The sequence below is a fragment of the Paenimyroides ceti genome, from assembly GCF_030409925.1.
In genome coordinates this window covers 915,204-940,600 of record NZ_JAUFQU010000001.1, presented here as the reverse complement: position 1 = coordinate 940,600, position 25,397 = coordinate 915,204, and the positions used below count along the sequence as shown (strand labels likewise).

22 protein-coding genes are annotated in these 25,397 nt (G+C 35.4%); 6 read left to right on the top strand and 16 right to left on the bottom strand.

The window, feature by feature from the left end; all coding sequences use genetic code 11:
- Positions 1–9 precede the first annotated feature (9 nt).
- From QW060_RS04470 to QW060_RS04455, 4 genes are all read right to left on the bottom strand, one after another.
- Complete coding sequence (locus QW060_RS04470; protein ID WP_290362451.1) at positions 10–1,317, bottom strand: dihydrolipoamide acetyltransferase family protein; 1,308 nt, start codon at positions 1,315–1,317, stop codon at positions 10–12.
- Between the two features lie 68 nt (positions 1,318–1,385).
- Entirely contained in the window at positions 1,386–2,558 is a 1,173-nt protein-coding gene (locus QW060_RS04465; RefSeq protein WP_290362450.1) for a glycosyltransferase, read from the bottom strand.
- Between the two features lie 6 nt (positions 2,559–2,564).
- Complete coding sequence (locus QW060_RS04460) at positions 2,565–3,278, bottom strand: DUF4369 domain-containing protein (RefSeq protein WP_290362449.1); 714 nt, start codon at positions 3,276–3,278, stop codon at positions 2,565–2,567.
- Between the two features lie 3 nt (positions 3,279–3,281).
- The gene (locus QW060_RS04455) at positions 3,282–3,605 is read right to left on the bottom strand and encodes a YbaB/EbfC family nucleoid-associated protein (protein WP_290362448.1); all 324 of its coding nucleotides are present in this window, start codon (positions 3,603–3,605) and stop codon (positions 3,282–3,284) included.
- Positions 3,606–3,741: 136 nt separating this feature from the next.
- Between QW060_RS04455 and QW060_RS04450 the strand changes: the two genes are divergently transcribed.
- Both QW060_RS04450 and QW060_RS04445 read left to right on the top strand, forming a co-directional pair.
- Positions 3,742–5,811, top strand: a complete 2,070-nt coding sequence (locus QW060_RS04450; protein ID WP_290362447.1) for a S9 family peptidase — start codon at positions 3,742–3,744, stop codon at positions 5,809–5,811.
- Between the two features lie 70 nt (positions 5,812–5,881).
- Positions 5,882–6,919, top strand: coding sequence for a PLP-dependent cysteine synthase family protein (locus QW060_RS04445; RefSeq protein WP_290362446.1), 1,038 nt, complete (start codon positions 5,882–5,884; stop codon positions 6,917–6,919).
- A gap of 139 nt (positions 6,920–7,058) precedes the next feature.
- On the opposite strand, the gene QW060_RS04440 is transcribed toward QW060_RS04445, so the two are convergent.
- Together QW060_RS04440 and QW060_RS04435 are read right to left on the bottom strand one after the other, a co-directional pair.
- Entirely contained in the window at positions 7,059–8,129 is a 1,071-nt protein-coding gene (locus QW060_RS04440; RefSeq protein ID WP_290362445.1) for an alanine racemase, read from the bottom strand.
- A 4-nt stretch (positions 8,130–8,133) separates the two neighbouring features.
- Positions 8,134–8,577, bottom strand: a complete 444-nt coding sequence (locus QW060_RS04435; RefSeq protein ID WP_290362444.1) for a GNAT family N-acetyltransferase — start codon at positions 8,575–8,577, stop codon at positions 8,134–8,136.
- 171 nt (positions 8,578–8,748) lie between these two features.
- Here QW060_RS04435 and QW060_RS04430 point away from each other — a divergent pair, with 171 nt between their 5' ends.
- Together QW060_RS04430 and QW060_RS04425 are read left to right on the top strand one after the other, a co-directional pair.
- Positions 8,749–9,627 (top strand): ABC transporter ATP-binding protein, encoded by an 879-nt coding sequence (locus tag QW060_RS04430; RefSeq protein ID WP_290362443.1) that lies wholly within the window; start codon positions 8,749–8,751, stop codon positions 9,625–9,627.
- Positions 9,627–13,274: an ABC transporter permease/M1 family aminopeptidase gene (locus tag QW060_RS04425; protein WP_290362442.1), complete on the top strand. Its 3,648-nt coding sequence runs from the start codon at positions 9,627–9,629 to the stop codon at positions 13,272–13,274. The genes QW060_RS04430 and QW060_RS04425 overlap by 1 nt, the downstream gene beginning before the upstream one ends.
- A gap of 61 nt (positions 13,275–13,335) precedes the next feature.
- Here the strand turns inward: QW060_RS04425 and QW060_RS04420 are convergent, their stop codons facing one another.
- Both QW060_RS04420 and QW060_RS04415 read right to left on the bottom strand, forming a co-directional pair.
- Entirely contained in the window at positions 13,336–15,168 is a 1,833-nt protein-coding gene (locus QW060_RS04420) for a hypothetical protein (RefSeq protein ID WP_290362441.1), read from the bottom strand.
- Positions 15,169–15,207: 39 nt separating this feature from the next.
- Positions 15,208–15,909, bottom strand: a complete 702-nt coding sequence (locus tag QW060_RS04415; RefSeq protein ID WP_290362440.1) for a TIGR02117 family protein — start codon at positions 15,907–15,909, stop codon at positions 15,208–15,210.
- A 124-nt stretch (positions 15,910–16,033) separates the two neighbouring features.
- Between QW060_RS04415 and QW060_RS04410 the strand changes: the two genes are divergently transcribed.
- Positions 16,034–16,732, top strand: a complete 699-nt coding sequence (locus QW060_RS04410) for a Dph6-related ATP pyrophosphatase (RefSeq protein WP_290362439.1) — start codon at positions 16,034–16,036, stop codon at positions 16,730–16,732.
- 34 nt (positions 16,733–16,766) lie between these two features.
- Here the strand turns inward: QW060_RS04410 and QW060_RS04405 are convergent, their stop codons facing one another.
- Together QW060_RS04405 and pnuC are read right to left on the bottom strand one after the other, a co-directional pair.
- Positions 16,767–17,357, bottom strand: coding sequence for an NUMOD4 domain-containing protein (locus QW060_RS04405; protein ID WP_290362438.1), 591 nt, complete (start codon positions 17,355–17,357; stop codon positions 16,767–16,769).
- Positions 17,358–17,541: 184 nt separating this feature from the next.
- The gene (gene pnuC / locus QW060_RS04400; RefSeq protein WP_290362437.1) at positions 17,542–18,147 is read right to left on the bottom strand and encodes a nicotinamide riboside transporter PnuC; all 606 of its coding nucleotides are present in this window, start codon (positions 18,145–18,147) and stop codon (positions 17,542–17,544) included.
- A gap of 220 nt (positions 18,148–18,367) precedes the next feature.
- Here pnuC and QW060_RS04395 point away from each other — a divergent pair, with 220 nt between their 5' ends.
- Positions 18,368–19,474 (top strand): SMP-30/gluconolactonase/LRE family protein, encoded by a 1,107-nt coding sequence (locus tag QW060_RS04395; protein WP_290362436.1) that lies wholly within the window; start codon positions 18,368–18,370, stop codon positions 19,472–19,474.
- A gap of 84 nt (positions 19,475–19,558) precedes the next feature.
- Here the strand turns inward: QW060_RS04395 and QW060_RS04390 are convergent, their stop codons facing one another.
- The 6 genes from QW060_RS04390 to QW060_RS04365 all read right to left on the bottom strand — a co-directional run bounded on the left by QW060_RS04390 (position 19,559) and on the right by QW060_RS04365 (position 25,262).
- Positions 19,559–20,578, bottom strand: coding sequence for a cytochrome-c peroxidase (locus tag QW060_RS04390; protein WP_290364691.1), 1,020 nt, complete (start codon positions 20,576–20,578; stop codon positions 19,559–19,561).
- Between the two features lie 61 nt (positions 20,579–20,639).
- Positions 20,640–21,512, bottom strand: coding sequence for an MbnP family protein (locus tag QW060_RS04385; RefSeq protein WP_290362435.1), 873 nt, complete (start codon positions 21,510–21,512; stop codon positions 20,640–20,642).
- Between the two features lie 33 nt (positions 21,513–21,545).
- Complete coding sequence (locus tag QW060_RS04380; protein ID WP_397386087.1) at positions 21,546–23,507, bottom strand: TonB-dependent receptor domain-containing protein; 1,962 nt, start codon at positions 23,505–23,507, stop codon at positions 21,546–21,548.
- Positions 23,508–23,532: 25 nt separating this feature from the next.
- Positions 23,533–24,456, bottom strand: a complete 924-nt coding sequence (locus QW060_RS04375; RefSeq protein ID WP_290362433.1) for a hypothetical protein — start codon at positions 24,454–24,456, stop codon at positions 23,533–23,535.
- Between the two features lie 248 nt (positions 24,457–24,704).
- Entirely contained in the window at positions 24,705–25,070 is a 366-nt protein-coding gene (locus QW060_RS04370) for a hypothetical protein (RefSeq protein ID WP_397386086.1), read from the bottom strand.
- 45 nt (positions 25,071–25,115) lie between these two features.
- Positions 25,116–25,262 carry a hypothetical protein gene (locus QW060_RS04365; RefSeq protein WP_290362431.1) on the bottom strand — a complete coding sequence of 49 codons (147 nt, stop codon included), beginning with the start codon at positions 25,260–25,262 and terminating at the stop codon, positions 25,116–25,118.
- Positions 25,263–25,397: the final 135 nt, after the last annotated feature.

The window sequence follows — 25,397 nt, the reverse complement described above, 5'->3', positions numbered from 1 at the left end:
CTTTTTGTATTAAAAATCTCTGTTAGCATCAAATGCTTCGAGATAGTTAGCTACGCGTTGTACAAATTGTCCTCCCAAAGAACCGTCAACTACACGATGATCATAAGAATGTGACAAGAACATTTTCTGACGTATTCCGATGAAATCTCCTTCAGGTGTTTCTATTACCGCAGGTACTTTTCTTATAGCTCCTAAAGCTAAAATACCTACCTGAGGCTGATTGATTATCGGAGTTCCAAATACAGAACCAAAAGTTCCCACATTAGTTACCGTATACGTTCCTCCTTGTGTATCATCTGGTTTTAATTTACCATTTCTCGCTCTGTTTGCCAAATCGTTTACTGCTTTTGCCATACCTACCAGATTGAGTTGGTCTGCATTTCGGATAACCGGTACAATAAGATTTCCGTTAGGCAATGCTGCAGCCATTCCTAAATTGATGTTTTTTCGTTTTATAATGGTATCTCCATCAACTGAAATGTTCATCATAGGGAAATCTTTTAAGGCTTTTGCAACTGCTTCCATAAAGATTGGTGTAAAAGTAAGTTTCTCACCTTCTCTTTTTTCAAAGGCTCCTTTTACTTTATCTCTCCATTTCACAATATTGGTTACATCTACTTCAATAAAAGACTGAACATGGGCAGAAGTCTGAACTGATTGCACCATATGATGTGCTATCATTTTTCTCATACGGTCCATTTCTACGATCTCATCCTGTCCGTTTACAGATACAGGTGCCGCTTTAGCAGCAACCGGAGCTTCTTTAACAGCCGGTGTTGAAGGCGCTGCTGGCATTGCTTTTGCAGCTGCCGGTTGTGTACCTCTATTTTTTACGTATTCCAAAATATCGGTTTTCGTAACCCGTCCATCTTTTCCTGTTCCGTTTATGTTGTCTAATTCTTCCACTGAAACACCTTCTTCTTTAGCGATATTTTTCACCAAAGGAGAGAAGAATTTTTCTGAAGCTGAAAAATCAGTATTTACTGTTTCTTTTGCAACCTCAACAGATTTTTCAATCTGTGCAACGGATGCTGTTGTATCTTGTGTTGCAATCGGTGTAGAAACTGCATCACCACCTTCTGTTTCAATAATTGCAATAACCTGACCTACCTGAACAACATCATCTGTGTTAAAAAGAATTTCTACAATGGTTCCTGAAACTTCAGAAGGAACTTCACTGTCTACTTTATCAGTTGCTATTTCAACAACTGTTTCATCTTGTTCAACAGTATCGCCTACATTTTTTACCCAATTTGTAATTGTTGCTTCAGCAACAGACTCTCCCATCTTAGGTAATTTCAATTCAAACTTTGCCATATATTTAATCTGAGGTTGTGTTTTACGATTTTTTTTACAAAAATAATACTATTTCTGATTTTCACTAATTATTTTTTAATCAAGGTACTAAAATTAATTATCTCTCCCCTTCCATTTTTATCATCACTTCCTATGAAAAAGGAAGCATTATGAGGCTTTATTTTAAAACTTATCCCGTTATTTTGATATGTTTCTAATAAATTAATATATTCCTCATAACTATAATGATCCGCATCATATAGAATTTCAACGGATTGATTCCGATATTTCTCCAGAATTTGAGCTACGTCTCTTACAAAGTTAATTCTTTCCAACTTTATCAAAAGTTTTTTTTCTAAAATAATCTCCAGTTCCTGATTCTGAGACACCAGTACATAATGTTGCGGCTTTTTCTTTTTGATTCCTTTTTCCGTTTTTTTCTTGAAAGCAAATAGTAGAATTCCAGCTTCCATCATCATATTAAAAAGAAAAGAGGCTGAGAAGTGTTTGCTGTAGAAAAAATGCATGGCATCTTTGAAACGCCTCATGTAAGTATTATCTTTTAAGGTACTCTCACCTTTGAAATGGATAATGGAAACATCCGAAAAATAAAAATTTTCCTTTTGCTGCTTTAAAACCGTGTATGATAAATCGATATCATCAGAATACATAAAGCACTGTTCGTCAAAACCGCCAACTTTGATGTAAAGTTCCCGTTCCATAAACATAAAGGCTCCGGCAAGTATATCCACTTTACCGGATTCATTTTCTTTCAGATGCTGTGCATAGTAACGATTAAAAGCGCCTGAATGCGGAAATATTTTATATAAACCCGTAACTTTTGTAAAAGCTACCCACGGAGTGGGTACGCTTCTCTTTGATTCCGGTAAAAAATGTCCTGAACCATCTATCATTTTACATCCGATAATACCTGCTTGTTTTTTTGAGCCAGCGAAAGCTATCATATGAGTAAAAGTATGCTCTCCAACTATAGTATCGGGATTAAGAATACAAATATATTTCCCACGGGCAAGGTCTACCCCCATATTATTCCCTTTTGGAAACCCCGCATTTTCTTTATTGGCAATAAAAGTGATTTCAGGAAAAACAGCATGCATCATTTCTACAGAGTCATCTGAAGAAGCATTATCTACTACTATAATTTCTGCCTCTATAGCACTAATGGCTCTTTGAACACTTTTAATACAGGTTTGTAAAAAATGAGAAACATTATAGTTTAGAATAATAACTGATAATTGCATGCTTTATTATTGATTGATGCTTTTGACTTCCTCTATATAATCAGTCAGTATTTTACCGTATAAACTTTTTTTCACTTCCGGAGTCAATGCATTGGAAATGGTATCGAGATATACATGGCTCAGAGGCGCTACTTCAGTCAATGCAATATAAGCAGCTACAGCCTTGTCTTTGTTTTTAACGGAGAAGTTTACGGCATTCAGATACATGCGTTTATCCGTTTTTCCAATGAGCGTCAGTAAACTGTCAGAGGCAGCTTCCTGATTGTTTTTATCAGCCAGAACCTGTGCCCGTATCAAGTCATTTTTTGCCGTAAGGATTTTCTTTTTGGTATCCAGATAATTTTGATATAATTTCTGATTTTCTGAACCTTCTATTTTAGCATCTGCAAAAAAGTGAGATAAGGTAGAGTTGATTTTTAACTCTCCGGGTTCTGCAAAAAACAGTATGTAATTATCTTCTGACAAAGAAGTTCCTCTGTCAAGAGAAAGATACATTACCTGAGGTTCTTCTATGTGTAAAGAAGTTTCAAAATGAGAATTTCCCTTAATAATCATACTGTCAAGTGTGACCAAAGCACTGTCTTTAACCGTTTGCAGATAGAGTTTTCCCTGACTCAATCCTTCGATATTACCTACAATTTTAAGGTTATCATCTCCTGATTTTTTATTACAGGCTATAATAAAAGATGTGGTAAGCAGTAATATAAAAATTTTTTTCATCTATTATTTGAATAAATCCATTCCCGGAATGTTAGGCATTCCGTCTTTCGCAGCAACTGCTAATTCTGTTTCATTGATTTTAGCTGCCTTTTCCAAGGCTTTGTTTAGAGTAAGAATAAGATAATCTTCCAATTGCTCTTTATCTTCAAGCAAGCGATCGTCAATATTGATTGTTCTTATTTTGCTGTTTGCCGTTACCGTAACCTGCAGAAGATTGTCGGAACTGTTTTCATCTATCAAAACCGTATCTAAACGTTTTTTAGTTTCTTCTACTTTTTTCTGAGCTTCCTGTAATTTGCCCATCATACCCATTAAATCGCCAAACATTCTATTATGTATTAAATTGTTAATGGTTACAAAAATATCAAATTGAAATGATTTTCAAACTCTTTTAAATTGAAAATGCACCTTCCTATCTTATGGAATTGTACTATTTTTGCATGTTACTATATTTTTTTGAAAAATGAAACCAGATATATATGAAATAAATGAGCCTATTGCGGCTATTAAACCTGTGCGTTTAGAAAAACACGGAGACATCCGGACTGATAATTATTTTTGGATGAACGAGAGAGAGAATCCGGAAGTAATCGATTACCTGAATGCAGAAAATGCCTATTATGAAAAATGTACTGCACATACCAAACAATTGCAGCAGGCATTATTTGAAGAAATGAAATCGCGCATCAAAGAAGACGATGCTTCGGTGCCGTATCTCTACAACGGATATTATTATATTACGCGTTTTGAAACGGGTAAAGATTACCCTATTTATTCGCGCAAAAAAGGATCTCTTGATGCTCCTGAAGAAATCATGTTTGATTGTAATGTAATGGCGGAAGGTTTTGCTTATTTTCATCTATCGGGTATTAACATCAGTGATGATAACCGATATGCCGCTTTTGGAGTCGATACTGTTTCCAGAAGAGAATATACCCTACAGATAAAAGATCTGGAAACCGGAATTATTTTACCGGTAAAAATTGAAAAAACAACCGGAAGTTCTACCTGGGCAGCAGATAATAAATCCCTTTTTTATTCCAGAAAAGACGAACAAACATTACGGCCTGATCAGATCTTGAAACATTGTCTGGGGACCGCTACTCAAGAGGATGTTCTTATTTACAACGAAAAAGATGAAACGTTCAGTACTTATATCTATCGTTCCAAATCAAAAAAATATCTGATTATCGGCTCTGACAGTACGCTTACAACGGAATATAGAATTCTCGAAGCTACCAATCCTACTGGTAAGTTTAGTGTTTTTCAGAAGAGAACAAGAGGTCTGGAGTATAGTATTTCTCATTATGGCAATAGCTTTTATATTCTCACAAATAAAGATAAAGCGACGAACTTTCAACTGATGCACACAACGGAAGATGCTACCGGTAAAGAAAACTGGAAGACTGTCATTGCACACAGAGAAGAAACACTTTTGGAAGGTATTGATATTTTTAAAGACTATTTAGTAATTTCTGAACGGACAAATGGTTTAACACACATAAAAATACAACCATGGCAACAGCCGGAAAATGCGTATTACTTACCTTTTGATAGTGAAACGTATACCGCATACACCACTACGAATGTAGATTTTGATACTGATATATTGCGTTATAGTTATCAATCCATGAAAACCCCGGCCTCAGTAATCGATTTCAATATGGATACACGTACAAAGGAGGTTAAAAAAGAACAACCTGTTTTAGGTGATTTTGATAAAGATAATTATACTGAAGAACGCCTTTGGGCTACAGCTGCTGACGGAACGAAAATACCCATGTCTGTTGTATACAAAAAGGGAATAGAAAAAAACGGAGAAAATCCGCTGCTTTTATATGCTTACGGATCATACGGTTCTACGATGGATCCTTATTTTTCAAGCATACGGCTTAGTTTATTAAACAGGGGCTTTATCTATGTCATTGCACATATTCGCGGAGGAGAAGAATTGGGAAGATATTGGTATGAAGAAGGAAAACTACTTCAAAAGAAAAATACCTTTACTGACTTTATCGATTGTTCAAAATTTTTAATTGAACAGAAATACACCTCTGCAAAACATCTGTACGCAGAAGGTGGTTCTGCAGGAGGTTTACTGATGGGAGCGATTATGAATATGCAACCTGAGCTTTATAACGGTATTATTGCTCAGGTACCTTTTGTTGATGTGGTTACTACTATGCTCGATGATTCTATCCCGCTGACCACAGGTGAATATGATGAATGGGGAAATCCGAATGATCCGGTGTATTATGATTATATGAAATCCTATTCTCCTTATGATAATGTAACCGCTAAAGAATATCCAAACCTCTATATATCAACCGGTTTACATGATTCCCAGGTTCAATATTGGGAACCCGCTAAATGGATTGCTAAATTAAGGGCTTTGCGGACAAATAAAAATTTATTATTTCTCGACACTAACATGGAAGCAGGACACGGTGGGGCATCCGGACGTTTTGAGGCCTTAAAGGAAGTAGCAAAAGAATATAGCTTTTTGTTAGATTTAGAAGGAATAAACGAATAGTAAAAAAAAAATTTATTAATTTTGTCAAGTTGTAAGGGAATGAAAAAACTTCTCTTTTAAAATAATAATTATGAAAGAAGAGATTCAAGCTCATGATATTTTAGACCTGATCGGAAACACTCCATTAGTTAAAATTAACAAAGTATCAGAAGGTTTAAAAGGTAATTTTTACGCGAAAGTAGAAGCTTTTAATCCGGGGCACTCATCAAAAGACAGAATTGCTTATCATATTATTGAAGAAGCTGAAAGACAAGGCATTCTGAAACCCGGAAATGTCATTGTTGAAACAACATCTGGTAATACAGGATTCAGCATTGCAATGGTCAGCATTATTAAAGGATATGAATGTGTTTTAGCAGTTACTTCTAAATCATCCTCAGACAAAATTGATATGCTGAGAGCTATGGGAGCTAAGGTATATGTTTGTCCGGCAAATGTATCAGCAGATGACCCAAGATCCTATTATTCTGTTGCGAAACGTCTTCACGAAGAAACCGCCGGATCAGTTTACATCAATCAATATTTCAACGATTTAAACATTGATGCACACTATAAAACCACCGGTCCTGAAATATGGAATCAGACCAATGGCAAGATTACCCATCTGATTGCCTGTTCCGGAACAGGAGGTACCATCTCAGGTACTGCACGCTATCTTAAAGAACAAAATCCGAATATCAAAATACTGGGAGTTGATGCATTTGGCTCTGTATTAAAAAAATTTCACGAAACCCACGAACTGGATCCTTCTGAAATTTATCCTTACAGAATTGAAGGAATGGGTAAAAACCTCATCCCTACTGCAACCGACTTTGATGTGATTGATAAGTTTATAAAAGTATCTGATGAAGATGCCGCTCATATGGCACGAAAGATATCTAAAACAGAAGGTTTATTTGTAGGATACACCTCCGGAGCTGCTTTTCAGGCTGCCAAACAGTTTGCTGAAGAAGGCGAATTTGATGAAAACAGTAATGTCATCATTATATTTCCGGATCACGGATCACGTTATATGAATAAAATATACAGTGATGAGTGGATGAATGAACAAGGCTTTTTTGATAATGTTAACCGCGAAGAAGAAAAACAGATTGAGTTTATTAAATAACACTTGATTTTCATTAATAATAAAACAGTTGTAATTAAAATATTACAACTGTTTTTTTTTGAGAACTAAAAAACCATAAAACGATCTCTTAATCAATCCTCAAAAACAAAAAAGAGAGGGTAAGCCCCTCTCTTTTTATTTAAACCACTCGTTTTTCAATATATTTGGAATTCATGATTCTCACAATTCCCATATAGTCCATGGTAAATTCTACAACGCTTCCTACCTGATACTCATGATTGTTTTCACCAAGATCAAGTACAATCATATCTGATGTTGCTCCAGCAATTTTGATGGTCTCATCTGTAGTTTCAAGATGATTGACATCGATATCCAGTATTCCGATATCAATAAGTGCCCGGTTAGAGGTTTTTCCGATATCATCCTGATCAAAAGTAATGGTTTCACCTTCCAGATTGGTTCCCATTTCACCTGAAGGTACAATGGGTTTCTCATACAACTCAATAATTTCTGCATAGAGTTTAAAAACACGCTGTTTTAACGTAGCGTAACTGGTATTATTATACACATTGGTTCCCATGAATAAGGTTTCACCGATTCGGAAATGGTTGATTCCTTTCGGCAAAATATTCTGTTCAATCAAGGGTATGGTTACAGAAGAGCCTCCGGAAATAAATGCTATTTTTTTATTGAATTTTTCTTCTACAAGCTGCTTATACAGACTCAATTGAATGAGTTTATCAGCATTGGGCAATATTCCGTATAAACAGGATAAATTAGTTCCCAAACCGATCACTTCAATATGATCGAGTTCAAAAATATCTTCATAAAACTGGATAAAGTCTTCTCTCATAACCCCCTCACGTAATTCTCCCAAATCAATCATGATAATCACCTGATGGATTTTTTGCTGTTTCTTCGCTTCCTCCGACAGCATTTTTATGGTAGTGATATCAGAGTTAAGACTTACATCTGCATATTGTACAACTTCTTCTATCACGCCTTTTGCCGGTGGTTTTATATAAAGTGTACGGGCATTGGGATTAATGCTTTTGATGATCTTTAAGTTAGAAGTTCTTGAATCGGAACAGTTCGTAACGCCCAAATCCAGTAACACTTCAAGATACTTTTTATTTCCGCACAAGATTTTGGTCACAATAGACCAGTGAATACCCTGCTTATCAAAAAAATCATTTAATACTTCAAAATTGTTCTTTAGTTTTTGTTTATCTAATGTGATATATGCCATAACTTTATTTTATATATCTCATTTCAAGATACTTATTGGTAAATCCTAATTTTTCATATAATTTTCTTGCCGGATTGTCAGGTTCTACATGCAAGGCAATATTGCCTTCACTTGATTCAATAGCATTCTGCATGAGACTCATACCGATTCCTTTCCCTCTATAGTCCTGATGCGTAGCAATATATACTAAGATATTTTCCGGAATATAATCTTTCATTCCCGTTTCATTCACCACTGTAACACCGACTATTTCTTCATCGATAGTGGCTACCAATACAAATCCGGAAGTCTCTCTTTCAGTCTGATTCAAAGCATACATTACTGCTTTTTCAATATCTTGTTTAGGATCTCCGTACTGCTGCAGGTTTTCATAAAGAAAGTTGACTGCATTGGCTTGGGCTGTTTTCGACAGGGACGTTTGTGCATCCCATTTTTTAATAATAATCATTTTGTTACTTTTTAAATTCGTAATATCCCAAATTTAAAAGAATATATCACAAATCAAAATTTAACTGTTTTTTTTAGGAAAACTTTGAGAAAATCAGGGATTTTGAAAATAAAAACAGCTTTGCTGTAACGTTTATTAAAAATTAGCTACCTATAATAAAAAATCATAATTATGAAACTAAAAATAAGCGGGTTGACAAAAACCTATAAGAATGGAGTGATGGCACTTGACAATGTTGATTTAGAAATCGGAGCTGGGATGTTTGGTCTATTGGGACCTAACGGAGCCGGTAAATCATCTTTGATGAGAACGATTTCTACGCTTCAGTCACCTGACTCCGGAGAAATTCATTTCGGGGATATTAATGTATTAAATAATCCGATGGCTTTGAGAAAGGTATTAGGATATCTGCCACAGGAATTCGGAGTATATCCAAATATGTCGGCAGAACGACTGCTAAACTATTTTGCTCAGTTAAAAGGAATCTCCTCTAAAGAAGACCGTAAAAAAATCATCAAAGAAGTATTGGAAGTAACCAATCTTTGGGATGTAAGAAATAAAAGTGTAAGCGGTTATTCCGGCGGTATGAAACAGCGTTTCGGGATTGCGCAATTGCTACTAAACAATCCTAAACTGATTATTGTGGATGAACCTACAGCAGGACTGGATCCGGCAGAACGTCACCGTTTCCTGAATGTATTACGTGAAATAGGAGCCAATCATACGGTTATTTTTTCTACACACATTGTTGATGATGTAAGAGAATTATGTAGAGAAATCGGAATTCTGAATGGCGGAAAAATTTTGTACAGAGGTACGCCAACTGACGCTGAAGCACAACTGGACGGTAAAATATGGATGCGCATCATCGAAAGAAGTGAGCTTGATGATTTTGCCAGAGATTTTAATATCATCTCTTCAAACTTTAATCAGGATAATACACTTAATATCCGTGTGTACAGTGAAACACAGCCTAATGAAACATTTGTGATGGCAAAACCACAGTTGGAAGATGTTTATTTTGTTACACTTAAAAACGATCGTCTGTAATGTTAGGAACCATTTTTTCTTTTGAATTTAAAAGATGGTTCAGGAACCTATCTTTTTACCTGTATATGGCAATATTCTTCGCCATCTCTTTTGCGATCATGGCAAGTGCGCTCGGATATTTTGACAGTTTATCGACTACTACCGCATCTAATACAGTTATGAACTCTCCTTTGAGTATCAATGGTTTTATCGGTGCTATATCGCAACTGGTGTATTTTATTGTGCCTACGATTATCGGTGCTACCGTGTACCGGGATTTTAAATACAATGTGCATACCGTTTTATATTCTTATCCTTACACCAAGTTTGATTATCTGATTGGTAAGTTTCTGAGTGGGTTATTTATTACCATACTCATTACATTTTCAGTAGGATTAGGATTTCTGTTAGCTTCTGTTTTGCCTTTTGCAAATCAAAATCTTTTAGGACCTGTCAATTTATGGGCTTATTTTCAAACGTACATTCTGTTTGTGGTACCCAACATTCTTTTGGTAGGAAGTATCATATTTGCACTGGTTACGCTGACACGAAATGTGTATATCGGGTTTATTTTTGTGATTGTTGTCTTTATCATCAAAGGGCTTATTTCCAATGTAACGAAAGATTACGATGACAAATACATAACAGCACTGATTGAACCTTTTGGTAGTGAAGCTCTGATGTATGTAACCAAATACTGGACTATTGAAGAACAAAACACGAAAAGCATTCCTCTCAGCGGTGTGATTCTCTATAACCGACTGATCTGGATGGGTGTATCGTTATTAGTTCTTACAGCGCTTTATTTTTCATTTAGTTTCTCCCATTCTCCGCTTACGATTAAACGTAAGAAAAAAGGAAGCCGATTGGTGAAGAACAATTTCGGCAGTATCATAAAAATCAATTTATCAAAAGTAACTCATAATTATTCCTTTGGACAGAATCTGAAGAATGCATGGAGTCTTTCCAATTTTGATTTTCTTGTCATTACTAAAAACTGGGTATTTATTACCATCATGATTATTTTAGCTATTTTCATTGTGATTTCAGGCTTTACATTAGGACTGATTTATGGAACAAATACCTATCCGGTTACCTGGAAGATCATTGAAGCATTCGGAGGAAATGCCATATTTTTTAACTCCTTACTTATCTATCTGTTTGCAGGCGTACTGATTCAAAACGGAGTTACAAGCAGGATGAATCTTCTTATAGATTCTACACCGATTCCTAACTGGACGCTGTTATTATCCAAATTTCTGGCATTGGTTAAAATGACAGTAGTCGTATTTTTCATTACAATTCTGGCCAGTATTGCTATACAGATTTATTACGGATACTATAATTTTGAATTATTGCATTACTTACAGGAGTTTTACATCTTTATGATGGTTGATATGATTATTGTCATTATTTACTCGCTGTTTATTCAGTCTTTTTTCAAAAACTATTTGATCGGATTCTTCGTTATTCTTGTTTCTCTGTTTATTTTAAGCAGTTTGAGCAAGATCGGAATTGAACAGGCAATTTTCCACTTCAATTCAGATCCCGGATACTATTACTCCGATATGAACGGATATGGAGTAGTCAGAGACTATTTTATCTATAAACTGTACTGGTTATTGTTTGCAGGTGTTTTATATGCCATCACTCTTTTATTATGGAGAAGAGGTATTCTTGCCGGAGCAAAAGAGCGTATAAAAATAGCTTTTAAAAGAATGAAAGCACCTATCATGGTTCCTGCATTTATCAGTCTGATTGGTTTCATTGGTCTGGGATATGCTATCTATTATAATGATAACATTTTACAGCCTCATTATTCAAGTCAGGATTATGAATTACAGCAGGTGGACTGGGAAAGAAAATACAAGAAATATGAAACATATCCGCAACCGCGTATTGTGGATGTAAAAGTGGATATGAATTTATTTCCAAAAGAAAGAAATTACAATGCAGAAGTACAGTATATCATGGTTAACAAATCTGACAAACCTATCGATACACTGCTGGTAAATTACCAGAAAAACTTACGCTCTATTACTTTTGATATACCAAACAAACTGGTATCAAAAGATACAGTTCTTAATTTTGATATTTATAAGTTAGAGAAAACGCTTTTGCCGGGTGATAGTATAGCTGTTCATTTCAAAGTACAGAATTTGCCAAATACATTCCTGAACGACCGCTCGCCGGTTATTGAAAACGGAACCTTTATCAATAATAGTATGTTCCCTTCTTTCGGTTATTCTGAAAACGGTGAATTGAGTGACAATGATGTGCGTAAAAAATACAATCTCAAGCCTAAAGAACGCATGGCAGCAACAGATGATATGAATGCCCGTAAAAATACGTATATCTCTGAAGAAGCTGACTGGATTACTTTTGAAACAACAGTGAGTACTGATGAAGACCAGATTGCTATTGCACCTGGATATCTTCAGAAAGAATGGGTTAAGGATGGAAGAAAGTATTACCATTATAAAATGGATTCAAAAATGTTGAATTTCTATGCCTTTAATTCTGCCCGTTATGAGGTAAAAAGAGATAAATGGAAAGATATTAATCTTGAGATTTATTATCTGAAAGGACATGAATATAATCTGGACAGAATGATGGAAGCGATGAAACGTTCTTTGGCTTATTACTCTGAAAATTTCAGTCCTTACCAGCACAAACAGGTACGTATTATTGAGTTTCCAAATACAATGGGATCATTTGCACAATCTTTTGCCAATACTATTCCATTTTCTGAAGCCATCGGTTTTATTGCACAGGTAGATGAAGACAATCCGGATGCGGTAGATTATCCTTTCTCCGTTATTTCTCATGAGGTGGCACATCAATGGTGGGCACATCAGGTAATCGGAGCAAATGTTAAAGGAGCTACCTTAATGTCTGAATCGCTTTCAGAGTACAGTTCTTTAAAAGTGTTGGAACATAAATACGGAAAATTCCAGATGAGAAAATTCCTTAAAGATGCATTAAACGATTATCTGACCGGAAGAACCAGAGAATGGAAAGAAGAAAATCCGTTGATGTATAATGAAAATCAGCAGTATATACATTACAACAAAGGTTCACTTGTATTGTATGCAATGAGTGATTATTTAGGAGAGAAAAACTTTAATAACATTCTGAAAGGATATGTGAATGAAGTGGCTTTTCAGGAAGCTCCTTATACGAACTCTATCGAATTTGTTGACCATATCAGACGTGCAACACCTGATTCTCTGCAATATTTAATTAAGGATATGTTTGAAACCATTACACTGTATGACAATAAGATTAAAAGTGTTTCTACTAAAAAATTATCTAACGGAAAATATCAGGTAGATATTGAATTTTTAGTTTCGAAATATCGTTCTACTCCTAAAGGTGAATCCATTTATAAAGATGAACAGGGAAATACGCTGACGTATAAAAATGACAGGGAAACCATACATTCTTATCCGATGAATGACTATATTGAAGTTGGTGTCTTCGGAGAAAAGAAAAGACAAGGGGCTTTTGAAATTGATGATGAATTGTATAACAAGAAATATAAAATCAATAAAATTGATAATAAAGTTTCTATCATCGTAGATAAAAAACCGGTTGAAGTGGGTGTAGATCCTTACAACAAATTGATTGATCGGGATTCTAACGACAATCGAATGAAAGTAAAATAATCAATTTTTAATTGAAGAAATAAAAAAGGCTGCATAATAATGCAGCCTTTTTGTTTTTATATTATTTTCTGGAAGATTTAGACATCCGTATTTCAAGTACTCCTTCCGTTTTGTCACTGTTATAAGTAGTAATAGAGGTATCTACATCAAATATACTTATTTTAAGTGCCTCCTGTTTGGTTACTTCTTTGCCATCAACAATCACTTTTTTTACTTTCTCATTACGGATGGAACGTAAAAAATCTTGTTGAAGTTCGTTTCTGAAGTTGATGCTCATATCCATATCCAGATTTGCTTTATTCTTTTGTGCTTCAGCTTCTTTTTTAGCCTTTTCCAATGCTTCCTGACTGGCTTTTCTCGCTTCCTCTTCTTTTTGCTTTTGTTGCTCAGCTTTTGCTTTTATTTCCGCCTTTAACTTTGTTTCTTCATCTTTCTTAGCCTGCTCTGCTTTTAGCCTTGCTTCTTCGTCTTTTTTAGCCTGTTCTGCTTTTAGCCTTGCTTCCTCTTCTTTCTTGGCCTGCTCTGCTTTTAATCTCGCTTCCTCATCTTTCTTAGCCTGCTCTGCTTTTAATCTCGCTTCTTCGTCTTTTTTAGCCTGTTCTGCTTTTAGCCTTGCTTCCTCGTCTTTTTTAGCCTGTTCTGCTTTTCGTCTCGCTTCCTCGTCTTTCTTGGCTTGCTCTGCTTTTAATCTCGCTTCCTCGTCTTTTTTAGCTTGCTCTGCTTTTAGCCTTGCTTCCTCTTCTTTTTTAGCCTGTTCTGCTTTTCGTCTCGCTTCCTCGTCTTTCTTGGCTTGCTCTGCTTTTAATCTCGCTTCCTCGTCTTTTTTAGCTTGCTCTGCTTTTAGCCTTGCTTCCTCTTCTTTTTTAGCCTGTTCTGCTTTTAGTCGGGCTTCTTCTTCTTTCTTAGCCTGTTCTGCTTTCAATCTCGCTTCTTCGTCTTTCTTTGCCTGCTCTGCTTTCAATCTCGCTTCTTCGTCTTTTTTAGCCTGCTCTGCTTTCAATCTCGCTTCTTCTTCTTTTTTAGCCTGTTCTGCTTTTAGCCTTGCCTCTTCGTCTTTCTTAGCCTGTTCTGCTCTTAACCTCGCTTCTTCTTCTTTTTTAGCCTGTTCTGCTTTTAGTCTGGCTTCTTCTTTCTTAGCCTGCTCTGCTTTTAACCTCGCTTCTTCGTCTTTCTTAGCCTGCTCTGCTTTTAATCTCGCTTCTTCGTCTTTCTTAGCCTGCTCTGCTTTCAATCTCGCTTCTTCTTCTTTCTTAGCCTGCTCTGCTTTTAACCGCGCTTCTTCATCTTTTTTAGCCTGTTCTGCTTTTAGTCGGGCTTCTTCTTCTTTCTTAGCCTGTTCTGCTTTCAATCTCGCTTCTTCGTCTTTCTTTGCCTGCTCTGCTTTTAATCTCGCTTCTTCTTCTTTCTTTGCCTGCTCTGCTTTTAACCTCGCTTCTTCTTCTTTCTTAGCCTGTTCTGCTTTCAATCTCGCTTCTTCTTCTTTCTTAGCCTGTTCTGCTTTCAATCTCGCTTCTTCTTCCTGCTTTTTTTTACTGATGTTTTCAGCCAAAGCTATTTTTTCAGCATCTGCCTTATCTTGTGAAGAAATGGCGCCTCTGTATTTACTGACTAACGTCACTACAATAGCTCCGTCTTTTGCTTTTTCTCCAAATAAAGCGATAGCCTCTTCCCCTTCAAGGGTAATGATTTTTTCTATGTATTCCGGTCTTAATTTTAAGTATTCTGAATACTTTACATAGTAACCATTGATAATGATGAGAGGGGTTTTATCTTCTCTAAAAATAGCAATAGGATCTTTGGCATTCAGTATCTGAAAGGGATTTAGAACTATTGTAAAGAGTAATAGAATACTGATTAAACGCATACGTAATGATTTAGTGCAATGAAGGAACAAAAATATTTATTATATTGTATTAATGTTCTAAATTATTCTTTATTTTTTTATTGATTCATGATGCTGATAAAGAATTCCTTTGTCAAAAGCTACCCATCTGCTTGATTTTAATCCACCTATTTTCATGGCTTTATTTGTCCAGGTATTACAGGTATAAAAGATACTATAGGAACCTTTCGCTTCGTAGAAAGCATCATTTTTCCCATACTGTGCATCTGTTTTTATATAAATTGGTTGTCCCGAAGCATCCATATCAATCGAACTCATGATAAACTCAATCATCTTCTTGTATTGCGTTTCGGTAATCAATACTTTTTTTGTCAATTCGTCTTCGTGTATGTTTTTTTGATACGTTACATGTAATGCTGTTTCTCCCATACCGGTTGCCGCTACCAAAGCAGTAGAAATGGTAAGATCAGCCCATTCCGGTGTATTTAAATAAAAGCCTTTGTCGCCCCAGCCGATGCCTACATATCTGAAATCCGTTTGTTTGCCTACTGTATTTTCATAAGAAAAAACAGTACTCCAGTTTATTTGTGGATGGTGTACCGGAAATACTAAATCAGTATGTACGCCATTGGACTGCAAGTACATGGTTATGGTTTTTTCTTCTGCTGACGGTATCTCATTCACTGTACTTCTTGATAAGAGAAATTCACAAAAAATATAGATAAGCAGTAAGGCAACAAACCCCAGTATAAGATACGCTGTATATTTTAGTGCAATGAGAAGTCTCTTCATAATTTTCTATTTTATTTACATAAAATAACGCAACTTTACAGTTACTTATTTTGTTATATTATTTTTACTGTAAAGTAAGTGTAAATTATATTCATCTGTAGTAAACTGTTTTATTTTTTCATTTATGACGAAAAAAAAAGTTGTGGTCAGCTGGAGCGGCGGAAAAGATGCTGCATTAAGTTTGAAACTTATTTTAGAAAATCCTCTTTATGAAGTGGTTTGTTTATTGACTACCCTTTACGAAGAAACGCAAGCTTCGAGTGTGCATTTTATTCCTAAATCAATTCTGAAAAAACAGGCAGATGCTTTAGAAATTCCTATTCACTTTGTAATGCTTACACAAAATGATCTCACAGATTATAACAGTAACATGCAAAAAACAATTGTTTTTTTTCAAAAACAGGGTGTTACAGCTTTTGTATTTGGTGATCTTAATGTGGAGGAAGTACTGCCGTATAGAAAAGTACTTTTTGATCCGCTGGGTATGGAACTTATTTTTCCTTTAGGCGGTTTAACATCTGAAAACGTTATGAAACTTTTTTTTAATTCAGAACTCGAAACAGTCATTATTGTAACTAACGAATCCGTATTGCCCTGCTCTTATGTCGGCAAAAAACTTACTAAAAATTTAATAGATACATTATCTCCTTCATGTGATGTGTGTGGTGAAAACGGTGAATACCATACTTTAATAACCGGAGGATCTATTTTCAAAAAATCTTTTTCTATTGAAATAGCAGCTATCAAAAAACACACTCAGCAAATCAGGCTTTCTGATTTTAGTCTGAAGAAATTTACATACTGCTATGCAGAATATAAATAAAATGGCAATAATGTATTTATTGCCATTTTGCTTATTATATTTTGATATGTCCCCAGTTTTCTCCGTTTTTAATACGGTAAACCTGCATCTCGGAAATTCCGAATTGTTTGGCCAGCATTTTCATTCTGGTTTTTCGGTTCGGATCCGCCAACCGCTTCTTTAAACGGATAACCTCCGTAATGGTTAGTTTTTTACCATCTTTGGTCAAGCGGTCAATTTTATTATACTGTCTTAATTTTTCAATGTTTTCTATAAATTTTGGATTGCTTTGCTGGTGTTTATAATAAACTTCCTTTGTTACCCATTCCAAATTTTCGTAGTGATCATTTTGTATATTATGATCTTTGTGAATCAGATGAACTTCATCTTCTTTTGGTTTTTCTAAAAAATACTCCGCCACTAACTTATAAAAAAAGCGATTGTGGTATTTTATTTTTTCTCCTTCCTTTGAGCGGTATTTGAACACCCTAAACCCTTCTGTAAAGCTTCCTTTTAAAACTTTTCCGTTTTCAATTTTATCACGATAGCTTACCATTCTTCCGTAGTTAGAAATCGCATATTTGAGACGAAAATCATGTTCAAAATGGATTTCTTTAAATACTTCGGATGCAAAATATTTAAACATACTATTACTAATTATTTGTTGCTAATTTGTTGTTGTAGTATTCTAAAGTGTTTTTATAAGGAAAACAAATATAACATTATAAATCTAAAATTGTTATTACTGCAAAATATATTAACATTTTGTAAAGTTTTTTAATCACAAATGTTAAAAAACAAACAACTTAAAAGGACTTGCTTTTATAATTCTATTTTGCTAATTGTACTTGTTTTTTCCATGAAAAATAGCCAAAACAGGCTACAATGAAAAGAAATATTGTTAATAAGGCATAAATAAATATTTCTTTGTGAAATAATAATGGAACAGCAATAAAATTGGAAATATTTAGTAATATCCAGTTTTCAACTTTGCGTTTGGCCATGAGCCACATACCTGCCCAGGCAAATGAAGATACGATTGCATCCCAAACCGGTACATCAGATGTTGTAAAACGGCTTAAAATGAGATATAGAACCAGCCAACCCACTACAACTATGCAACCCGTATATAACCAATCCTGTTTTCCAGCATGTGTGACAGGAAGTGAAAATCCTGTTTTGTTTTTACTCCAGTTCAACCATCCGTATATGCTCATGATAAAATAATAGAGATTTAAGAAAGACTCAGCATATAATGCTACTTCAAATAGAAGGAAAATACTGAGTAAAGTACCGAGAATACCAAACGGATAGGTAAGGATGCTGTTTTTTTGGGCAAAAACGACCTGCAATGAACTGAAAAGCACGGCAAACCATTCTAAATAAGAGGTATTTCTAAGTTGTTCTGAAAAAAGGGTGATCCAGTCTGTTATCATAATTTTTGTTTTTTCCCTACGCAGGCATTATCCTGATCAGGTGTTTGAACCCATTAAAATCCAAAGGGTCTGTTCTCAGCCACTGATAACCAGATCATGGCACCCCTTAAAACATGTCGTCAAAAATAAGGAATATATATGAAATATTTTCATAAACGCAGTTTTACAGCTCAGTTTTCATCTTTAATGTATAAATTTATGAAATGATAAAATAGACACCATGAGATTAAATGCAGTAACGACATTCATATGCTTTATAGGTACTTTTATGATGAAATCTCAAAATAATATAAAAAACACAGAAGGTCTCATTACAGTAGCAGAAACGGGAGCTCATCAGCCTATAGGTGTGAGTGTTTCCGGTGATAACAGGCTATTTGTCTCATTTCCTAACAAAGAGCCGTATAAATACGGACTGGCGGAAATCACTTCGGGCAGACAGATCGCTTATCCGGATATGAAGTGGAATAGTACAGAAGGAAATGAAACAGAGCATTTTGTAAATGTTCAGGATATTTATGTTGATACCGATGACTATTTATGGATATTGGACTCTAAGCCTGCTTCTAAAAATTCTGTTTTCGGAGAAGACAAAAAGGAGGATAAGGAGGGTAAATTCAAGCTTTTACAAATTGAGCTTAAGACCAATAGGGTTAAAAAAGTATATCTTTTTGAAGATTTAGACCGCTCAAAATCAGCTTTAAATGATGTCCGGGTTGATACCGAAAAAGCATTGGCTTACTTATCGGATCCCGGTCAAAGTGCTATCGTTATTCTCGATCTAAAAACAGGAAAAACAAGAACAGTATTGCAAAATGATCCCTCAACAGTAGCGGAAAAAGATTTTGTACTCTCTTATGAAGGTAAAGAGATGAGGGATAAAAATGGTAACCCATTTCAGTCCAATGTCAATGGTATTGCTCTTACAAAAGACAATAAATATTTTTATTACCGCCCGATAAATACGCTTTATTTGTATCGGATTGAGACCCGCTATCTGGCAGATCATAACTTATCTGCTGAAAAATTGTCTGGTTATGTGGAAAATATGGGAAAAACCTCTGTATGCCACGGAATGGTTGCAGATAAAAAAGGGAATATTTATCTGACTTCTTCTATGGACTATTCTATAAAATATCTTACGCCTGAAGGTGAGTTACATACGCTCATACAGGATGAAGAATTGATATGGCCCGATTCGTTAGGCATCGGTAGTGACGGATATTTATATTTTTCGTGTGCGCAGGTAAACCGTTTGCCTCAATGGAATGAAGGCAAAGACAAAGCAAGTCTGCCCTATAAAATTTTCAAAGTAAAACTTCCGTAAAAAGAGGAAGTGTTGTAAAATACAACGGGCAGATGTTAGTAACAAATGTCCGCTGTACAAGATGTGAAAAAATATTTTAAAATTCTATTGTCCTGTAAATTTCAAATCACTTAGTGTTTTCATAAAGGAAATAAGAGCTTCTTTTTCTTCTTCAGTAAGTGGAATTCTATTGTTGTTATTTTTTAATATAGGATCTAAATTATCCGCTGCTATAACTCCGTTATCGAAATAATCGAGGACTTCTCTTAGTGTGGCAAACTGTCCGAAGCTACCATAAGGTGCGGTAAATTCTACATTGCGTAAAGACGGTACTCTAAAACTCATATACTCTTCGGGATTACCGGTAACCCGTGCTCTTCCTGCTTCATTAGAATTTGTATTTACAGGAAAACCAATGTTTCTAAAAGTCTGATCGGTAAATAATTCTGTACTGTGGCAGCTTATACATTTTTGCTGAAAAACCTCATATCCTTTCGCTTCACTTTGCGTAAAGAAGAAACCTTCATTTCTTTTTATTTTATCATATTTACTCTCAGCAGAAATTAAGGTGTATTCGTATTGAGCAATGCTTTTATAAATGCGTTCAGGAGTAATCTGGTCGTCTCCGAATGCTTTTTGAAAAAGAACTCTATAGGTAAGGTCGGTTTGAAGCTTACCGATGACTTCGAGAATAGATGAATCCATTTCTTCATGTGTAATAATAGGCACAATCGACTGATTTTCTAAACTTAGTTTACTGCCATCCCAATTATAAAACTGCATAAAAGCAAGATTTTGAATAGAAGGTGTATTCCGAAGCCCAATTCTGTTTTGGATACCAACAGCCTGTGCGTGATGGTCTGCAAAAGCAGATGCCTGAATATGGCAACTGGCACAGGAAATAGTATTGTCTGCACTAAAACGTTTTTCATGAAACAGTTTTTCTCCCAATATCACACCATATTTTGTAGGTTTGTTTGTATATACTGAAGCATTCAGCTGTGGGAAACCTGCAGGAACCGTAAATATCAATTCAGGGTTTTCATAAGAGACTTGCTCATAATCATCACTGGTACAAGATATTAACATTAATAAAAGAGGCAATATTTTAAAAAAAACATTCATTAGTATGTATATAGAATAGCTTTTAACAGAGCCGCCCATGATGGACGGCTCATTCACTGAATTAATTTTCGACGTTAAGAATTGAAAACATACCTTTACTATCAGTTGTACCGTTTCCTCCCAAATTATCTACAAATTTTATCATTTGAACAGCTGTGTGAATATTAGGCGTTGCATTATCATCCATCCCCTCTCCTGTTGATAAGGTAATGGAATTGGCTTTACCGCTCAACAATTGATGGAAATCTGCTTTTATTGCAATTCTTGGTGCTTTGCTTCCTACTATTGCATTTTGTGGCAGGTCTAATACAATATTTCTGTAAGCATCTACACCTTGCGTATAGGTTGACGGATCCCCGTTGGTACCCTCAACCGTACTTCCGGTATGAATCGACATTGGCTTATGATCTCCATCATAAAACCCTTCTATTTTAGTAAATCGGTAGCCTGTTCCCCACTCCCACATCATTTCTGTATCATTGGCTCCGGCTGCTGCATAGAATTTCGGAAACCGTACCTGATCCAACGTATTGATGTCGCTTCTAACCCCTAATCCGAATTTGATTTGTCGATATTCTCCGGATGGTATATTACGCATTATATACTGTAAAGAAGCCGCTTGTGACTGGTCAATAATCATGGCTCCTTTGTCTAAATCATTTACATGATAAGGTACTTCGGTACCATCGGCTTTTACAAGGCGAATGTTACTGATTACGTATTTTAATTCTGAGAAATGATGCACTTGTCCCGCATCAGAAGTGTTTACAGTTGCTGAAGCAGATGCCGCTCCTCCCAAAATGATTTCGGTATTACCAAAGGTGTTTTTAAATGACAAAGTCACATTATTGGCTACGGGAGCATCATCACTGTTACACGATATAAAAATGAAGCAAACAAGAGCTGACAAAAGGTATTTTTTTAGATTTTTCATGGTTTTAAAATTTAATGTATTTGTATTTATTTTTTAGTTAAAATTGATTTTTAAGGACATAAAAACATTACGTCCCATTCTTGGAATATTGCCCCAATCGGCATAAGTACTGTAATATCGGTTCAGTAAATTTTCTGCACCTGCCTGAAATACAGTCCTGAAATTCTGGACATAAAACGTATAATCGGCTGATAAATTCCAAATGATATAAGAAGCTGTTGAATCTTCTCCGTATTCAGGACTGTAATTAATTTGTTTCCCATCACCGTTCACAGAGGTCTGAAAACTAAAATCTCTGTAATGGTATTGAAGAGAAGCCTGATAACTCAACGGACGAATAAAAGGCAGATTTCCTCCTTTATGGTCTTTACCACGCGCATAAGTCAATGTTCCCTTCCAATGCAGATGTTCCAAAATATCATAGGTTGCCTGGAGTGAAAAATTAAAAAGTGTCGCATATTCCAGTGAAGTATAGCCTTTCACACCAACCGACTGATAATTCATTGGACTTCCCATGCTTAAAATTCTTCCGATGATATAGTCTTTGATATAAAAGTAATTGGCTTTTGTCTCAACACTCCATCTGTCATTTTTAAAGCCTGCACTCGCATTAATTTCATAGGAAATTTCATTTTTTAAATCCGGATTTCCGATATAATCGTATCGGTCAAAACTATTGTAGATGTAATAACCATACCCTTCAGAAACTGAGGGTGCACGATGACCATATCCGCCTCCGACAGAGAAATGAAACAAATGAACCTCAGCATTGTAACCTGCATACAAACTCGGCAGAAACCGGGTTTTCTCCTGAGGAGCTCCCGGATGAAAAATCCAGTTAAAGTCTGCATATCTGGAACGGTTATAATTGACTCCTAAAGAACCACCGAAATTTAGATGGCTTTTTTCAGAAATTTCTAATGAATTATTCATGGAAAGTCCTGCATAACGGGTAGTAACCCATGGCCAGCTATATGCAAACATGGTACGTTTGCTTCTGTCCTGCGGATACATACGCATTTCTGCTATCGACAGGTTGTCGTAAGCATTAAGTTGAATTTCAGAACCATAATTATCTTTTTTCAGGTCAATTTTTGAGATTAGTCCATAGGTAGTACTCCATCCCGGCATATCCATATGTACCAGATTTTCGGACCGTTTGGTATCATCCATATAATGCTCTACTGTATTAAAATAGACTTTGGTATCCCAGGCTCTGACGAGCCCCTTTTCAAATAATTGTTTATAAGAAACAGAAGTTATGAGCGCTCTTGACAACCAAAGATCCATTGGAAGTGCCGGATAACCAACATTCTTTGCCACATCAAAAATAGCATCAACCCGCACAGCGGACAGCGGACCTGTCTTATAGGACATTGCTAATGAGGTATTGAATTTTTCAAATTGAGAATGGTTGACTTCCACATTATTACCATCTGAATAATTCTCCGCTTTTCGATGACCAATACTTGCGTCAGCCACAAATCTATTGCTCGTGTATGATGCATTTCCGAGGTTGAAAAACTGCTTGTTGTTAAATTCAAACCCGGATTGATAGCCACCATTCCATTGTTTGTCTTCACTGAATGCCGTTGTTTTTCTTTTCATGTCAATGCTGCCGGCTACAGTTGCCCCATGCATTCCTCCTTCCTGCCCGGACTTGATGTCTATTGCTGATAAATTATTACTTTCAACATACGAGGTAACCGGATCCATTTTATCTGTACATGCTCCAAAAATATGCATTCCGTCAATAGTAACAGTTGAGCGTTCCGTACTCATGTTATTAAGTAATGGTTCCCATGCATAAGCACCGCGTTTGATGAAACTGATCTGATCGGAAGAAGCAAGAAATTCATCTACAGAAACCGCCATTTTCATCTCGGTTTCTATTTTCTTTTTGGTTACTGTATGTATTTCTATTTCTTCCAACACAGTCGATAAACTATCATTCTCTGTATTTTGAGCATGTACATACACTCCTAAAAAAAACATCAACAGGGTAAAAAATCTCATTATGTCAGAATAAAATATCTATAAAAAGTTCACTTTTAGCCCCTTCAATACCCGGTGTAAAATCTGAAGGAACCTGAGTACCTTTTATTACCTGTCCGTTAGGGTCCATCATAATAAAATTCAATGTCCAGTTCCCTGTCATGGTATAATTGACTACCCCATGGTATAATCCGTCATTGTGCTGGGTTAAGTTTACATTATTAGGCGATGAGTGATTTCCCATTGAGGGTTCTGGCATTCTCGGATCTATAAGCAGGGTATAATCACTTGCTTCAGCATACGAAAATTGTGAAGGGTCAGGATAGTTTTCTATAGTTGTAACTGACTGGTTGTATTTATAAATACCTGCTATCAATTCATTTTCTGCCACTTTAGGTTTTTGAGGAGCCACTAATGCAATACAGTATTCTACTCCATCATTGCCTGTAAATGTTGTCATATTCAAATTCATATTCGTTTGGTTTTTGACAGTTACAAACTGTTTTTCGTTATGCGTTTGATACTGATCTGTAAAAGTGATGTATACATTCCAGTTTTCCATCGCATTACTGACACTTGTAAATACTACATATCCGGAATAATACTTACCCTCTTCTTCATAAATCAGTTGGCGTCGGTGAGGACATGATGTGGCAATGTTATCGGAACCGGTATGTAAAGGAAGAAAAGTTACCTCCGAAGTATTCAGCATCTGAGACTGATTGTCAAAAATTCTTACACGAATCTCATTATACCCTTTATATAAAGTTCCATTGAGTGCTTCAATACTTATTTTGTAGGGACCACTGTTAAAGGAAGTAACTTCTTTAAATTCAAAAAACTCTGTGACATCTTTATTGATTTCGGCTTCAAAATCCGTTTTATCAAGTGTGCACGAAGTTGTGACAGCCAAACCTATTGCTGCTACAAAAAGATGAAATATTTTCATTTTTAATTAAATAAATGTTGATAAACAACAGATCAACATGATACGAGTAAATATCAATTGCAAAACATTTGGTAATACGATAGCCTGTATTTGACTGCGTAGCTTATCGCAATGTTATTATTACATTGATATTCATCGCTGTAAATCGATCTGTAGAAAAATTCTGTCTTCTATTCATCAGGAATAACATATTGCATTCTGCGCTATAAATAAAGCATAGCAATGCATATCGGGTACATACTACCTGATTATGATAAAAAAATAAAAGAATAAGATGAGTAAACAACAGGAGGTCTGAAGATTAATTCAGAAAAAGAAAACGTGTAGATACTATTATATCCAAAAAGTATTTTTTTGGATAGTTCCTGTAAAAAGAATATCGGATTAGGGTAGTACATAATTTGGTGATAAACAGCAATCTGGTTTTCAGCTGAAGAAAATCGGTGTTTTTCTTTACTATTCTCCGAATCAGATGCCTTAGCCATTTCTTTTTTCAGATGGCATTTACCATTACACTTCAGTTCAGGTCTGTCTTTATTTACACAGAGTTCGTTTCTTATATAATCATAGAGTACCACATATTCCGCAACCGGAAGTATGGGCTTGAAAAGCATGAATAATGATAATATAAGGGTAGCGAATTTCACTTTGCAAAAGTCTTACATTTTTTTTCCTCTGGCAAATTTTGGATTGTTTGTATAAACTATCGGATTGATTAAATAAATGACAGACTGAAAAGAGTATAAAAGTAGAATATGATTGTAAATAAACAAGAAGAAACTATAGGCTATATAATTTTTCACCAATCCAATAAAGTGTTTATATTCATTTTATACCCCTCCGCTCTGAAGTTCTTTTCAGAATTTTAAATGGAGTTGATGCTATAAATCATACACTTTACGATACAAAATTTGCCTGAATTTAACTCAAATTGACGATTT

Bases quoted from the DNA above. Each gene is read 5' to 3' on its own strand.
- QW060_RS04470 (WP_290362451.1), bottom strand. From the start codon at position 1,317: ATGGCAAAGTTTGAATTGAAATTACCTAAGATGGGAGAGTCTGTTGCT.
- QW060_RS04465 (WP_290362450.1), bottom strand. From the start codon at position 2,558: ATGCAATTATCAGTTATTATTCTAAACTATAATGTTTCTCATTTTTTA.
- QW060_RS04460 (WP_290362449.1), bottom strand. From the start codon at position 3,278: ATGAAAAAAATTTTTATATTACTGCTTACCACATCTTTTATTATAGCC.
- QW060_RS04455 (WP_290362448.1), bottom strand. From the start codon at position 3,605: ATGTTTGGCGATTTAATGGGTATGATGGGCAAATTACAGGAAGCTCAG.
- QW060_RS04450 (WP_290362447.1), top strand. From the start codon at position 3,742: ATGAAACCAGATATATATGAAATAAATGAGCCTATTGCGGCTATTAAA.
- QW060_RS04445 (WP_290362446.1), top strand. From the start codon at position 5,882: ATGAAAGAAGAGATTCAAGCTCATGATATTTTAGACCTGATCGGAAAC.
- QW060_RS04440 (WP_290362445.1), bottom strand. From the start codon at position 8,129: ATGGCATATATCACATTAGATAAACAAAAACTAAAGAACAATTTTGAA.
- QW060_RS04435 (WP_290362444.1), bottom strand. From the start codon at position 8,577: ATGATTATTATTAAAAAATGGGATGCACAAACGTCCCTGTCGAAAACA.
- QW060_RS04430 (WP_290362443.1), top strand. From the start codon at position 8,749: ATGAAACTAAAAATAAGCGGGTTGACAAAAACCTATAAGAATGGAGTG.
- QW060_RS04425 (WP_290362442.1), top strand. From the start codon at position 9,627: ATGTTAGGAACCATTTTTTCTTTTGAATTTAAAAGATGGTTCAGGAAC.
- QW060_RS04415 (WP_290362440.1), bottom strand. From the start codon at position 15,909: ATGAAGAGACTTCTCATTGCACTAAAATATACAGCGTATCTTATACTG.
- QW060_RS04410 (WP_290362439.1), top strand. From the start codon at position 16,034: ATGACGAAAAAAAAAGTTGTGGTCAGCTGGAGCGGCGGAAAAGATGCT.
- QW060_RS04405 (WP_290362438.1), bottom strand. From the start codon at position 17,357: ATGTTTAAATATTTTGCATCCGAAGTATTTAAAGAAATCCATTTTGAA.
- pnuC (WP_290362437.1), bottom strand. From the start codon at position 18,147: ATGATAACAGACTGGATCACCCTTTTTTCAGAACAACTTAGAAATACC.
- QW060_RS04395 (WP_290362436.1), top strand. From the start codon at position 18,368: ATGAGATTAAATGCAGTAACGACATTCATATGCTTTATAGGTACTTTT.
- QW060_RS04390 (WP_290364691.1), bottom strand. From the start codon at position 20,578: ATGAATGTTTTTTTTAAAATATTGCCTCTTTTATTAATGTTAATATCT.
- QW060_RS04385 (WP_290362435.1), bottom strand. From the start codon at position 21,512: ATGAAAAATCTAAAAAAATACCTTTTGTCAGCTCTTGTTTGCTTCATT.
- QW060_RS04380 (WP_397386087.1), bottom strand. From the start codon at position 23,507: ATGTTTTTTTTAGGAGTGTATGTACATGCTCAAAATACAGAGAATGAT.
- QW060_RS04375 (WP_290362433.1), bottom strand. From the start codon at position 24,456: ATGAAAATATTTCATCTTTTTGTAGCAGCAATAGGTTTGGCTGTCACA.
- QW060_RS04370 (WP_397386086.1), bottom strand. From the start codon at position 25,070: ATGCTTTTCAAGCCCATACTTCCGGTTGCGGAATATGTGGTACTCTAT.